Annotated in this window: 12 protein-coding genes; 9 read left to right on the plus strand and 3 right to left on the minus strand. The window is 64.0% G+C overall.

Going from position 1 to position 13840, the window contains the following annotated elements; genetic code table 11:
* Positions 1–49: 49 nt before the first annotated feature.
* The 9 genes from PMI20_RS11745 (at position 50) to PMI20_RS11785 (ending at position 9431) form a co-directional block, all read left to right on the plus strand.
* Positions 50–2227 carry an iron-containing redox enzyme family protein gene (locus tag PMI20_RS11745; protein ID WP_007931459.1) on the plus strand — a complete coding sequence of 726 codons (2178 nt, stop codon included), beginning with the start codon at positions 50–52 and terminating at the stop codon, positions 2225–2227.
* A gap of 16 nt (positions 2228–2243) precedes the next feature.
* Positions 2244–3287 (plus strand): inosamine-phosphate amidinotransferase, encoded by a 1044-nt coding sequence (locus tag PMI20_RS11750; RefSeq protein ID WP_007931460.1) that lies wholly within the window; start codon positions 2244–2246, stop codon positions 3285–3287.
* 14 nt (positions 3288–3301) lie between these two features.
* On the plus strand, positions 3302–3928 hold the full coding sequence (locus PMI20_RS11755; protein ID WP_007931461.1) for a LysE family translocator: 627 nt from the start codon (positions 3302–3304) through the stop codon (positions 3926–3928).
* A 65-nt stretch (positions 3929–3993) separates the two neighbouring features.
* Positions 3994–5835 (plus strand): carbamoyltransferase family protein, encoded by a 1842-nt coding sequence (locus PMI20_RS11760; protein ID WP_007931462.1) that lies wholly within the window; start codon positions 3994–3996, stop codon positions 5833–5835.
* Between the two features lie 34 nt (positions 5836–5869).
* Positions 5870–6013, plus strand: coding sequence for a hypothetical protein (locus PMI20_RS11765; protein ID WP_007931463.1), 144 nt, complete (start codon positions 5870–5872; stop codon positions 6011–6013).
* 27 nt (positions 6014–6040) lie between these two features.
* Positions 6041–7363 carry an aspartate aminotransferase family protein gene (locus tag PMI20_RS11770; protein WP_007931464.1) on the plus strand — a complete coding sequence of 441 codons (1323 nt, stop codon included), beginning with the start codon at positions 6041–6043 and terminating at the stop codon, positions 7361–7363.
* A gap of 59 nt (positions 7364–7422) precedes the next feature.
* Positions 7423–8025 (plus strand): formyltransferase family protein, encoded by a 603-nt coding sequence (locus PMI20_RS11775; RefSeq protein ID WP_007931465.1) that lies wholly within the window; start codon positions 7423–7425, stop codon positions 8023–8025.
* 81 nt (positions 8026–8106) lie between these two features.
* Entirely contained in the window at positions 8107–8736 is a 630-nt protein-coding gene (locus PMI20_RS11780) for a LysE family translocator (protein WP_007931466.1), read from the plus strand.
* A gap of 89 nt (positions 8737–8825) precedes the next feature.
* Entirely contained in the window at positions 8826–9431 is a 606-nt protein-coding gene (locus PMI20_RS11785; RefSeq protein WP_007931467.1) for a LysE family translocator, read from the plus strand.
* A 69-nt stretch (positions 9432–9500) separates the two neighbouring features.
* On the opposite strand, the gene PMI20_RS11790 is transcribed toward PMI20_RS11785, so the two are convergent.
* The 3 genes from PMI20_RS11790 to mlaY all read right to left on the minus strand — a co-directional run bounded on the left by PMI20_RS11790 (position 9501) and on the right by mlaY (position 13764).
* Positions 9501–11531, minus strand: a complete 2031-nt coding sequence (locus PMI20_RS11790) for an FUSC family protein (protein WP_007931468.1) — start codon at positions 11529–11531, stop codon at positions 9501–9503.
* A gap of 153 nt (positions 11532–11684) precedes the next feature.
* Complete coding sequence (locus PMI20_RS11795) at positions 11685–12473, minus strand: MlaA family lipoprotein (RefSeq protein WP_007931470.1); 789 nt, start codon at positions 12471–12473, stop codon at positions 11685–11687.
* On the minus strand, positions 12466–13764 hold the full coding sequence (gene mlaY / locus PMI20_RS11800) for a lipid asymmetry maintenance lipase MlaY (RefSeq protein WP_007931472.1): 1299 nt from the start codon (positions 13762–13764) through the stop codon (positions 12466–12468). The genes PMI20_RS11795 and mlaY overlap by 8 nt, the downstream gene beginning before the upstream one ends.
* Between the last annotated feature and the right edge of the window lie 76 nt (positions 13765–13840).

Below are 13840 nucleotides of genomic sequence, written 5' to 3' on the forward strand. Positions count from 1 at the left end.
GCCGGCAATGGATTGCCTTGGTCTCCAACCTGGAAGGGAAGTAAACAGTATGTGGCGCCAGTTTTATCGATCAGTCAGCAATCCCGAGAGCTTTCTGGGGGATGTCAGTATTCGGCGACTGATGGGCCTGGCCGCACCGGGTGAAGCCGGTGCGGGTGGCCTGGCCGGGTTGCGGGTACAGATCGAGCACTGGCGTGACGAGCAGGCCCGGGCTTACCGCGAACTGGCCAGCCAGGCCGCGGAGCTGGGCAACCAACGGGAATTCGCCGAGGCGCTGCTGGTGCACTCGGCGCCACTGGCCTCGGTATTGGGCTGCTGGTTGCAAGGCATGAGTGCCCCCGGTGTCTTCGAGGATAGCGCGCAGCTCAAGCTCATGGAGCTGCTGGCCCACGATGTGGGCGTCGGGCGGCCCCTGGCATCGCGCGCCGATCACTTCAAATCGCTGTTGGTACAGTCGGGGCTGACCGCCTATGCGGTTTCGCCGTTCGAACTTTCCACGCTCCCCGACCTGCCTGACGAACTGTTCGAATTACCTGCATTGCTGCAAGCGGTCAGCCGCCGCAGCGATGCCTTTGGCGACACCCTGTGCGGCATCGATTATGCCTGGCGTGCCCTGGGGCTGAGCCCATGGTGGTCGGTGCTGGATGCGCAGCAGCTGGGCGTTCGCCGGCTCGACCTGAACCAGCTGGATGAAACCGCGGGCGACAGTTCGGCGCTGGAAGTCTCCCTGTGGGTCTGCAAGCAGGTCGCCAGCCAGGGCAGCCTTCGCCGCCTGCAACTGGAGGCGGGCGCCCAATGGTTGTTCGCGGCCCTGAAAACCTTCAACGAACGATTGCTGGCGCACTGCCGGGCCGCGGTATCGCCCGAGCGCCTGATGGGCAAGATGATCCAGCGCATGGCCCGGGCCGGCGCGGTCTATCACCAGGATTACAAGATGGAAGGCCGCAGCCTGGCGCAGTGGCTGCGTGAGGCCCAGGTCGACCCCGTGCCGCTGCTGGAAATGCTTTCGCGCAGCCGCCTGATCGTGCCGGGCAATGCCGAGAAGAGCCTGCTGGTCAATACACTGGTCGCGCCGAACGGGCGCATGTTCCGGATTTTCAGCGAGGCTGACCTGAGCGTCATCCGCAAGTGGATCGATGGTCTGCCCGGCCCGATCCAGCGTGCGGAAGCTGCCGAAGCACCAGCGCCAACCCCTTGCAATGCAGTGGTTCGGCAGGTGCTGGGCGAGAACATTGCAGAGCAGGGCCAGTGGCCCAAGAGCTTGCGCGAGGCCTATTTCGTTTTGCAGGGCAGGGCGCTGGCGCCGCGCACCCAGGCTTTTGCCCAGGCTTATGTGACCCGTTGGCTGGAACAGTCGCGGCGCTCGCTGCAAAGCTCCGAACGCACTTTGCCTGAAGCCTGGAATGTCGGCGTCTTGCGCGAATGGTTGCTGGACAAGCACGACCGCCACGGCCAGGAGTTCGAAGAAAGCGACCCGGCGGCCATGCCGTCGCGCGAAGAAATCGTCGACTCCACCCTGCAACTGGCGCCGCTGACCCTGATCGACGGCGCCTGGCTCCAGGGTTTTACCGACCTGACGCTGGCCTCGTCCCATGTCGGTTACGCGCTGTTCCAGACCTATTGGGATGAGCTGGGTAACGGCTCCTATGCGTTGAACCATCCGAAAATCTACCGCGACGGCCTGCGCCAGATGGGGCTGGAGCTGGCGCCCACCGGTGCCCGCGAGTTCGCCGAGGATGAGCGGCTGCGCGAGGCGTCGTTCCGCTTGCCGGTCTACTGGCTGTGCCTGGGCAAGTTGCCGGTGACCTTCATGCCGGAAATCCTCGGCATGAACCTGGCGATGGAGCTGTCGGGGGTGGGCGGCAGCTATCGCTCGGCCCGGCGCTTCCTCAGGCACTACGGCTTCAGCACCGCGTTCGTCGACCTGCACAACACCATCGATAACGTCTCCACCGGGCATTCGGCCTGGGCGGTGGACGCCATCGACGCTTACATGCGCCAGGTCGCCGCGTCGAAGCCGGCGGAGCTGGCAGAGCACTGGCAGCGGGTCCGCGTCGGCTACGAGTCCCTGGCACCGCAGCCGGACCGCCTGACGTCCTGGTTGCGGCGCCTGGGTATCGGCTCCGCGGGTGCGGTGCTGCCCCGGAGCAAGACGCGGGGCGAGGACCAGGCGCTGTTTCATCACGAACCTATTGTCCCTGCCGCGCCGGTGGGCGTAACGGCCTGAACATCAAGGAGTGTCCATGTCTCTGGTCAATGTGCACAACGAGTGGGATCCGCTGGAAGAAATGATCGTCGGTGTCGCCCAGGGCGCACAGGTGCCGCGACCTGATCGCGGGCTGTTCGCCCTGGACTACAGCGAGCAGCACGATTACATCGAGGAGATTCCATCCGGCCCCTATCCGCAGCAGGTCATCGAGGAGGCCAGCGAGGACCTGGACGCCTTTGCCGCCTTTCTGCGTTCCCACGGGGTCATAGTGCGGCGGCCGGACGTCACTGATCATCGCGCGGTATTCGGCACCCCAGCCTGGAAAACCGATGGCGAATACAACTACTGCCCGCGGGATGTGCTGCTGCCCATCGGCCAGACCATCATCGAGGCGCCGATGGCGCTGCGCAGCCGTTACCTGGAACCGTTCGCCTATCGCCGGCACCTGGCCGAATACTTTGCCAGCGGCTCCAACTGGATCTCCGCGCCCAAGCCGCAGCTGCTGGACAGCACCTACCGGATCAACCCCAAGGACGGCTCGATCATTGCCAATGACGAGCCGATCTTCGACGCCGCCAACGTAATCCGCATCGGCGAGGACATCCTCTATCTGGTTTCCCGCAGCGGCAACGAATTGGGCTGCCAGTGGTTGCAGCGGGTGCTGGGCGAGCGTTACCGGGTGCACCCGGTGAGCGGCGTGTACGACGGCACGCACCTGGATACCACCATCACCGTGGTCCGCCCGGGGCTGGTGGTGCTGTGTCCGGAGCGGATCCGCAAGGACCAGGTGCCGGCGCTGTTCAAGAACTGGGACATCATCTGGGCGCCGGAAATGGTCGACACCGGCTATTGCTGGTCCTACCCGCGCGCATCGATCTGGCAGGGCATGAACTTCATCATGGTCAACCCGGCGCTGGCGGTGATCAACGACCAGCAGGTGCCGCTGATTCGCGCCCTGGAAAAACACGGTATCGATGTGGCGCCGCTGAAAATGCGCCATGCCCGCAGCCTCAGTGGCGGCTTCCATTGCGTGTCGGTCGACATTCGTCGCCGCGGCACCCTTGAAGACTATCGTTGAGCGGAGCCTGGGGCATGCAGAATCTGGACTACTACGCTGTCATCCTGTTCGCGATTTCCACCTGCGTGACGCCGGGGCCGAACAACGTGATGCTGATGTCCTCCGGGGTCAACTTCGGCATCAGCCGCACCCTGCGCCACGTTGCGGGCATCAACATCGGCTTTCCGCTGATGCTGATCGCCGTGGGACTCGGCGCCGGCGCGGTATTCCATCGTTATCCCAGCCTGCACGACATCCTGCAGGTGGTCGGTGCCCTGTACATGCTGTACCTGGCCTATCGGATCGCCACGGCGCCCACGGTCGATCTCGATGACCAGGGCGGGCGCCCGCTGGGCTTCACCGGCGCCGCGCTGTTCCAGTGGGTCAACCCCAAGGCCTGGATCATGGCGGTGGGCGCGGTCCTGGCCTACACCACGCCGGTCGGTTCCTACAGTGCGCAGATCCTGCTGATCGCCTTGATTTTCTTTCTCTTCGGCTCGCCCTGCTCGATGGTCTGGGTGCTGTTCGGACGTTATTTGCGGCGCTTTCTCAGCGAGCCGAACCGGCTGCGGCTGTTCAATATTTCAATGAGTGTGTTGTTGGTGGTGTCGTTGATTCCGGCATTAAAAAGCCTGCCGGTCTCAAGTTGGTTGCACGGATGACGGACTGTGCACAGACACAGGGAATTTCCATGGATTGGCATGAAGCTATGAGGATGAGCGTTTAAATGGCTACTTACGTATTAGGGATTTCGGCGTTCTATCACGACAGCGCAGCAGCGTTGGTGAAGGACGGGGTGCCGGTGGCGGCGGCCCAGGAAGAGCGCTTCACGCGGGTGCGGCACGACGCGGCGTTTCCGGCCAATGCCATCAAGTACTGCCTGGACGCCGAGGGTATCGGCCTCGATGAGCTGACCGCGGTGGTCTACTACGAAGACCCGCAGGAAAAGTTCTCGCGGATGATTTCCTCCTTCGCCAGTGGCGGCATCAGCGGCGCGCGCACCTTCATCAGCACCATGCCGGAATGGATCCGCTGGAAGCTCAATGTGCTCAAGTTCATCGACGAGAAGCTCGAGGAACTGGGGCGTGGTACCGGTCCGCTCACCATCGCCTCGCAGCACCACCGTTCCCATGCCGCGGCGGCGTTTTTCCCGTCGCCGTTCGAGCAGGCGGCGGTGCTGTGCATCGACGGCATCGGCGAATGGCATTCGACCACGATCTGGAAGGGCGACGGTTCCAAGCTCGACCTGATGAACTCGATTTCCTATCCGCACTCGGTCGGCCTGTTCTACTCGGCGTTCACCTATTACTGCGGCTTCAAGGTCGACTCCGGCGAGTACAAGCTCATGGGCCTGGCGCCTTACGGCCGGCCGATCTATGCCGACAAGATCCGCAAGGAACTGATCAACATCCGCGCCGACGGCTCCTTCACCCTGAACATGAAGTACTTCGAGTACCTGCGTGGCGAGCGCATGGTCGGCGAGGCGTTCGAGGAGCTGTTCGGCGGTCCGGTGCGCAAGCCGGAGAGCCCGATCACCCAGCGCGAATGCGACCTGGCGGCCTCGGTACAGCAGGTGACCGAGGAAGTGGTGCTGGGGCTGGCCACCGCGGCCGTGCGGCAGACCGGTTACCGCAACCTGTGCCTGGCCGGTGGCGTGGCGCTCAACTGCGTGGCCAACGGCGTGCTCAGCCGTTCCGGACGTTTCGACGCGATCTGGATTCAACCCGCGGCCGGCGACGCCGGTTGTGCCCTGGGGGCGGCCATGGATTATTCGGTCAAGCGCACCGGGCGCCCGCACCTGGGGAGCAAGAAGCTCGACGCCATGAGCGGCAGCCTGTTGGGGCCGGGCTTTGGCGATGAAGAGATCCAGGCGTTTCTCGACGCCAACCAGTATCCATACCGGCGCTTCGAGGGTGCCGAGCTGTATGACGAAACCGCGCGGCACCTGGCCGACGGCGCCGTGGTCGGCTGGTTCCAGGGGCGTATGGAATTTGGCCCGCGAGCCCTGGGCGCGCGCTCGATCCTCGGCGATCCACGCAATCCCGAGATGCAGCGCACCATGAACCTGAAGATCAAGTACCGCGAATCCTTCCGGCCCTTTGCCCCGGCGGTGCTGGACGAGGACGCCCAGGTCTACTTCGACATCTGCGAGAAGAGCCCGTACATGTTGATGGTTTCGCAGGTCACCGACTCGATCAAGACCGAGGAGTCGCGCAAGCCGGGTGGCCCTGAGCGTGGCCTGGGCAGCATCAACTCGATCCGTTCGCAGCTGCCGGCGGTGACCCACGTCGATCTGTCGGCGCGGGTGCAGACAGTGACCGAAGAAAACAACGCGCCGTTCACCCATCTGCTGCGCAGTTTCAAGAAGCGCACCGGCTGCTCGGTACTGGTCAACACCTCGTTCAACGTGCGCGGCGAGCCGATCGTGTGCAAGCCGGAAGAAGCCTACGCCTGCTTCATGCGCACCGAGATGGATGTGCTGGTACTGGGCAACTTCATTCTCGAGCGCACGACCCAGCCGGAGTTCGTCGAAGAGGTCGACTGGCGCAACGAGATCCCGCTGGACTGATCGCTCACTCACTTTTTATTCAGGAGACAAGGCCATGCTCAGGTTGCTTTCGTTGTTGATGTTCGCTGTGGTGTTGCTACCGATCGGCTGGGCGCGCCGGATATTCAATTCCTCGCGCTTCAGCCAGCGTTTCCATCAAGGCTCGACGGCGTGGGACCACCCGGAAAACACCCGTTAGGCCGCATAACTGCAAGGGCTCGGATCCATGTCAACGGTCATCTACAAGAACTTGAATGCCTCACCGATTCTCGCCGTCAATGGTGCTGGGGTCTGGCTTGAGGATGCCTCGGGCAAACGCTACCTCGACACGTGCGGCGGGGTGGCCGTTTCCAGCCTGGGACATGGACACCCACGGATCGCCGCGGCCATCGAGCAGCAGGCGAAAAAACTCAGTTGGGCCCACGCCGGCAGCTTCACCACAGCCGCCGCCGAGGAGTTGGCGGACCTGCTGGTGGGGTCCTCCGGCGGGTTGGCCAAGGCGCAGTTTCTCTCCGGCGGCTCCGAGGTCATGGAGCTGGCGATGAAAATTGCCTACCAGTATCAGTGCGAGCGCGGGCTGCCGGGCAAATCGATCTTTATCTCGCGGCAGCAGAGCTACCACGGCAGCACCCTGGGGACCTTGTCGATATCCGGCAACCTGCAGCGTCGCGGGGTCTTCGAGCCGTTGCTGGGAGCCGCCGAATTCGTCTCGCCCTGTTATGCCTATCGCCATCAGGGGACCGATGAAAGCGACGAGCAGTACGGGACGCGCCTGGCGCTGGAGCTGGACGAAAAAATCAGGTCGCTGGGTAGCGACAGGGTCGCGGCGTTTTTCGCCGAGACCGTGGTCGGCTCCACCAACGGCGCGGTGCCGCCGGTGCCGGGGTACTTCCGCAAGATCAAGGCGGTGTGCGAGCGCCACGACGTGCTGCTGATCCTCGACGAGGTGATGGCCGGCATGGGCCGTACCGGCAGGTTCTTCGCCTACGAGGACGACGGCATCGTGCCGGACATGGTCGCGGTCGGCAAAGGGCTGGCGGCCGGTTACCAGCCGATCTCGGCGTTGCTGGTCAGCAGCCAGGTGCATGAGGCCATGGCGGGCAACTCCGGGGTGCTGGGCAACGGCCAGACCCACGTCAATCATCCGCTGGCCTGCGCCGTTGCGCTGGAGGTGCAGCGGGTCATCGAGGACGAGAACCTGCTGCAGGCCGTGCGCCTGCGCGGCGAGCAACTGCGCCACGGCCTGCGCGAGTGCCTGGCGCGCTTCGAGCATGTCGGCGATGTGCGCGGGCGTGGGCTGTTCGTCGGCGTGGAGTTCGTTCAGGACCGGAATACCCGCGAGCCCTATCGCGGTGGCGGCCGTTACGCCGCGAGCCTCAAGGCGCAGGCGCTGGAACAAGGGCTGCTGATTTATCCGGGCAGCGGAACCGCCGACGGTGTTCACGGTAACCACGTGCTGTTCGCGCCGCCGTTCATTTCCAGCGAAGCGGAAATCGCCGAAATGGTCGAGCGCTTCACGGCGGTGGTCGAGGCCTGCCAGCAGGGTTAGCGGGAGGGCGGACCGGGGGTGTTTTCGAAATGTACCAACAGCCAATAGTGGAAAAGACTATGCAGACCATCGAACCATGCAAGGACAAAGTTCTATTGTCGGTGTGCACCATGGACTGGTGCGATCACGGCGTTGAATTCGCCAAGACGGTTTTTTCCAACCTGGAAGTGTTCTGTTGGGACCCGGGCGACCCCTATCCGTATCACCTGGAAGACTGGGAAGGCGACTGGATCATTTCCTATCGTGGCGACTTCATCTTCCCGCCGAGCATCTATCAGCGGGCCCGCAAGGGCGCAATCAACCTGCACCCGGCGCCGCCCAAGTACCGTGGCCTGGGCAGCCAGCACTACGCGATCTACTACCAGGATGAAACCTACGGCTCGACCTGCCATCACCTGGCGCCCTCGGTGGACAGCGGCGACATCATCCATGTTGCGCGTTTCAATATCGCCCCGGCGGAAACCGCGTCTTCGCTGCGCCTGCATGTCGGCGCCTATTGCCTGCAGCAGTTCATCCACCTGTTGACCGACTACATCCTGCAAGGCCGTCCGCTGCCGGTTTCGCCCGAGCGCTGGGGCGAGCGGCTGTACAAGCAATCCGAACTCAAGCCCTGGATGGAAAAGATCCGGGCCGAAGAACCCGATCATCGCTGCTTCAAGTAGCGAGGATGGATGCCGGCCCGAGCGGGGCGGCATCCCCGGTTGGTAAACCCTGCTCCCGCGACTTCTACGAGAGACCGTCAAATGTTTGATTTATCGAGCTTTGGTGCTGCTATGGCCGTTTATGTCATCGGAACCGCCAGCCCTGGCCCGGGTAACCTGGCGATTGCCAACACCTCGCTCAGCTACGGGCGTACCCCGGGGTTGGCGCTGGCGGCCGGGGTCATTTCCGGTTCGTTGTGCTGGGGCGCGATGACGGCTGCGGGCGTCTCGGCCTTGCTGATGTCCAACACCCAGGTGCTGGTCTGGCTGAAGATCCTCGGCGCCTGCTATCTGTTGTGGCTGGCCTACAAATCCATCCGCGGTGCCCTGAGCTCGAGCGCGGTCAACCTCAACCGCGCCCGGGCCAAACAGAGCCGCACGCTGGGGTTCTACCTGCAAGGGCTGGGCATCCACCTGACCAACCCCAAGGCGGCCCTGACCTGGTTCACCGTGACCACCGTCGGCCTCAGCGCCACGGCGCCGTCCTGGGCCAGCTTCGTGCTGGTGGGCAGCTGTGCGGTCGCCGGTTTCGTGATTTTCTGCGCCTATGCCCTGGCCTTTTCCGCGCGTTCGGCGGAGCCGTTTTTCGTCCGCACGCGCAAGGCTTTCGGCCTGGTCTGCGGCGCGTTCTACGCGATGGTCGCCGCGGGCTTCATCGGGTCCTTGCTGTAAGCGTGGATAAGCCTCGCCCGTGGCGATCGCCGGGGCGAAAACAATGACTCAGGGCTCTGTTCGGAGCATGTACTTCTCAGGATGACTGTATGCCGTTGTCGATCGACTTGTTGTTGGCTTTCGCCTTGTTTGCCTTTGTCACCTCGGTAACCCCCGGACCGAATAACGCCATGCTGCTGGCTTCGGGCGTGAATTTCGGATTCCGCCGCACGGTGCCGCATATCCTCGGGATCAGTTCGGGGTTCCTGGTGCTGGTGCTGGCCGTGGGCCTGGGCCTGGGCGCGGTGTTCGAGGCCTACCCGGTGCTGTACAAGGTGCTGCGCTACGTCGGTGCGGCCTATCTGCTGTACCTGGCCTGGAACATCGCCCGTTCCGGGCCGGTGTCCCAGGAAGTCGACGGCAAGGGCCGGCCGCTGGGGTTCTGGGGCGCCGCGGCGTTCCAGTGGGTCAACCCCAAGGCCTGGGTCATGGCGCTGGGGGCCATCAGCACCTACACGCCGTTGCAGGGCTACTTTTTCAACGTGGTGGTGATCGCCAGCCTGTTTGCCTTGATCAACGCTCCGAGCGTCGGGGTCTGGGCCGGGTTCGGCAGCGTGCTGCGCAATGTCCTGCGCGACCCGCGCTGGCTGCGCCTGTTCAACTACGGCATGGCGTTGCTGCTGGTGATTTCGCTGTTCCCGTTGCTGCAAGCCTGAGGGGCTTTCCCAGGGCGTTATGCCGCCACCCGCCGCCACCGGCGCGTGGCGGTTTTTTTTGCTCGCTCATTACCCCTGGGCGACAGCCGCCACGCCGGGTTCGTGGCGAGTCAGGCGGCACCATTTGTGCCAGGTGAATTGCAGTTGCAGCAGCGCCGCCCTGGCCATTTCCAGATCCTGTTCTGGCAGTTGCGGCGCCTGTTCCAGAGCCTTGAGCAGGGCGACGGTCGGAGCGTCGAGTCGATCGCTGCGGTGTGGCGTCGGACCGCCTGACTTGAGCAGCGTGGCGATGCTCAGCAGGTAGTGCCCGCGTTCCACGGCCAGGGCGCCGGTCGCCGCGCCCAGGCTGGCGCGCAGTTGCAGCAGTTCGTCGCCCAGGTCGAGCCCGAGCAGGCCGTTGTCCCAGTGCTGGCGGCGTTCCTGGGGCAGGCTTTCGGAATAGCGCGCCAGGCGGATCAGGCGGTCGGCCATGCGCCCGCCGAACCAGCTCTCGGCTTGCTCCAGCGGGCGCGAGGTGAGTTGCGCCAGGTCGAACAGCGAGGCGCGGAACATCCGCCGATAGTGATGTTCGCCGGGGTTGAGGCTGACCAGGCGGAACACCAGGACCGCGATGCCGACGCCAACCAGGGTGGCCATGGCCTTGTTGAGGAAGTTGGCCAGGTCGTAGGTCATCAGGTTGCCGGGGCCGACGTTGTTGATGAAAAAGATGCAGAACGCCGAGGCGATCGGCGCCATCCGCGGCTTGCTCATACACAGCGAGGCGCAAAACAGCGGCACCCCCAGGCCCACGCACAACAGCGGGAAACCGTCCCAACCGGGCAGCAATCCCAGGCCGACGAAGCCGGCGACCGGCACCGACAGGGCGATGCCCTTGAGAAAGTTGAGGCTGGAGGCGGAAGGGTTTTCCCGGCCGGCGAACAGGCTCAGCACCACTCCGCAGATCGATACCGCGCCCAGGCCTGAGGGCCAGGCCGAGAGCACCCAGAAGCCGGCCACGGCGAGAAACGCCAGGGCGCTGCGCAGGCCGCCGAGAATGCCTTGCTCGATATCGCGGTGCCAGGACAGGGCGCCAGGCGCGCCATCGGGCACTCGGGCTTGCTCGACGGCCTGCAGGGTTTGCGCACTGCGTTCGAGCAGCACCGGCACTTGTGCCAGTTGCATCAGGCACAGATGCGTGTCCTGAGGCAAGCTGCGGTCCTGCAGCGCCTCTTGAAGGCGTGAGGACAGTTGGGCGATGTCTTGCTCGTGGCTGTGTTCCAGGGCCGTGGCCAGCTGTTCGATCAGGGGAGCCACGCTGGCATTCGCCGCGCTGTCGAGCATCAGCCGCTGGCGGGCCACGCCACGGGCCGCACGCAGCAGGCTCAGCAAGTCGCGACTGAGCACCCGCAGGGCCTGTGAACGTCGCCGTCCCTGGGGGCCTTCGAACCAGGCGTGATCGCGCTGGGCATCGACCGCCACCAGCTTGCCGAGGGCTTCCAGCAGCCCCTTGCGCTGGTCCTGGCCGATCAGTTCGGAGGCCGCGGCGCGCATGCCGGCTTGCCATGCGAGCTTGCCTTGGGTGGCCAACGCTTGTTCGACCCGGCGTGGCCAGAGCACGGTGCTGGCGATCGCCGCGCAGATGATCCCCAGGCTGATTTCCGAACAGCGGGCCACGGCCTGGTCGAACACCAGCAGCGGATGTGCGGTGGCGGGCAGGGCGACGATCGCTGCGGTGTAGCCGGCCAGTACGAAGCCGTAGGAGGCGTGATTGCGCAGCAGCGAGGCACCGGTGGTGCAGAAGGCCAGCCACAGCGCCATCGCCAGCAGAAACAGCAGGGGCGCCTGGCCGAACAGGCCGATCAGCACGATCGAGGCCACGGCCCCGCTAAAGGTGCCGAGCAGGCGGAAGGCGCCCTTGGCCAGGACCATGCCGCTGCTGGGCTGGCTGACGATGAATACCGTGGTCAGGGCCCATTGCGGCTGCTCGAGGTTGAAGCGAAAGGCCAGGTACAAGGCAATGACCCCGGCGATCATGTTCCTGATGGCGAACAGCAGGTCGTTGCGGCTGGGAGCCAGGACGGCCAGCCAGAAATCGGGGATTCGCAGGGCGAGGTTTTTCATTGGCAAGGCACATAGATAGCTAGCTAATGATTAGCATCGTATCTACTTGCCTGGAAAATTCCAATGAGGATTTTTCCGGGTCCGGAGAAGGTACAGGTGGTGAGGGGAGGGCGAAGAAAAGAGCCCTGCGAGGATGGCAGGGCCCTGGAGGGATCACTCGGCGATTTGCAGCTTGCGCGATTCGGTGTAGACGTAGCGGACTTTCTCGTATTCGAACGGCGAGTCCAGCTGGCCATAGCGGAAGCTGGTCTGATAACGCTTGTCGATAGCGCGCAGGACCCAGAGTTCCGGGTGATTCGAGCTGACCTCGGACACGTTGAGGAAGTTGATCGCCGACTCGGTGGTGTAATCCACGGCCAATCCGGCGGTGTCGCGAAGGTTCGAGGGCCCGAGGATCGGCAGGACGAAATAGGCGCCGCCCGGCACGCCGTAGAAACCCAGGGTCTGGCCGAAGTCTTCGCTCTGGCGTGGCAGGCCCATGCGGGTGGCGGGGTCCCAGAGACCGCCGATACCGAGGGTGGTGTTGACCAGCAGGCGGGCGGTGGTGTTCAGCGAGCGCTGGCCCTTGAACTGCAGCAGGCTGTTGACCAGGTTCGGCACGTCGCCCAGGTTGTTGAAGAAGTTGCTCACACCGGTGCGCAGGAAGCTCGGGGTGATGTAGCGGTAACCGTCGACCACCGGCAGGAACACCCACTGATCGAAGCGGTAGTTGAAGTGGTACACCCGGCGGTTCCACGACTCCAGCGGGTCGTAGACGTTCAGCGCGTTGAGGGTCGAGCGCTCGAACTCGCGCTGGTCCAGGCCCGGGTTGAACTTGAGTCGCTTGAGCGGTTGGGTGAAGCCGTCCCCGTCTGCGACCACGGGTGTTGCGGTCTGGCCGTCGTCGGCATTGGCATAGCCTGCGCAGAACAACGCAGCGATGAGCAGGAAATGTTTAGCCACGGAAGAACTCCAGCATGGCGTCGCTGTTGACGCGGTAGTTGAGGTTGCCGCAATGGCCGCCATGGGGGTAGACCGTCAGCCGGTCGCCAAAGGTCTTGCGCAGGAACCCCAGGTCGCCCGGGCCGAGGATCACGTCGTCGGCGTTGTGCATCACGGCGATTTTCGGGCTGTCCTGCAGGTAATCCTTGAGTGCGTACAGGCTCACCTGGTCGATCAGTTGCAGCACGCTGCCGCCGTCGGTGCGGGCGCGCCACATCGGAATCACCTGCTCGGTGAGGTAGCAGTCGAAGTCGCATTGCAGGGCGCGCTTGAGGAACGGCGTGAGGTTGGTGCCTTCGCTGATCGGGTACTTGGGCGGGGTGATCAGGCCGCGGCGGTTGATCAGGTCCGAGGTGAACGCGATATCGGCGGCGGAGAAGCGGAACGAGGTGCCGATCAGCATCGCCATCTGCTCGTTGCTCAGGTGCTGCTTGGACTGCTGGAAGTCGTAGAGCAGGGCATCGTTGAGGTCGATGTAGCCCTTCTGCTGGAAGTAGCGGGTCAGCTTGTTCAGTACCAGCTCGTAGAAGGTGGTGGTGTTATTGATGCCCTTGACCTCGGTCTGCACCAGCTTGTCGAGGTTGGTGATGGAGGTATAGAGGTTGACCGGCGGGTTGAGCAGCAGGACTTTCTTGAAGTTGAAGCTGCGTCGGGTTTCGTCCAGCTTGCTGACGAAGGCCGCATCCAGGGCGCCGAGGCTGTAGCCGGTGAGGTAGAAGTCGGTGACCGGCAGTTTCGGGTTCTGCGCGCGTACTGCCTGCATCACACGGTATAGGTCTTCGGCGTCTTCCTTGGTCACGCCGGGGGTGGCGAACCGCGAGGCGGCGCTGATGAAGTCGAAGCTGGTGGGCGAGGACAGCTGCACCACGTGGTAGCCGGCCTGGTAATAGAGCTTTTTCAGGTACTCGTTGAGGCTGCTGTCATAGCGCGCGCCGGTGCCGGCGATGAGGAAGATCAGCGGCGCGGCATGATCCTGCTCGGCGATGCGGTAGGTGAGCTTCTTCACGGCCCAGAAGTTGTCCGGCAGGATGAACTCGCGCTCGGGGCGCAAGGTCAGGCTGCGGTCCGCCTGATTGATGTCGTCGTCACTCGGAAGCTTCGGACGCAGGTCTGGCGGAGTGGTGGCAATGGTCGCCTCGAACGGATTGGTCAAGGGGTAGCCATAGCTGGCGGCATCGATGTCGACCGCGAGCGCGGACGCACTCGAAATAAGGCCGCCAAACAGGGCAGCGAAGCGCAAGGAACGGAGCATGACTAAATCCCTGTAGAGGAAGGTGCCGGGTGAAGTTCGCAGGCTATGACCACCGGGTTGCTGCCGAAGTGCCATG

It is taken from the genome of Pseudomonas sp. GM17 (assembly GCF_000282175.2).
Lineage (GTDB): Bacteria > Pseudomonadota > Gammaproteobacteria > Pseudomonadales > Pseudomonadaceae > Aquipseudomonas > Aquipseudomonas chlororaphis.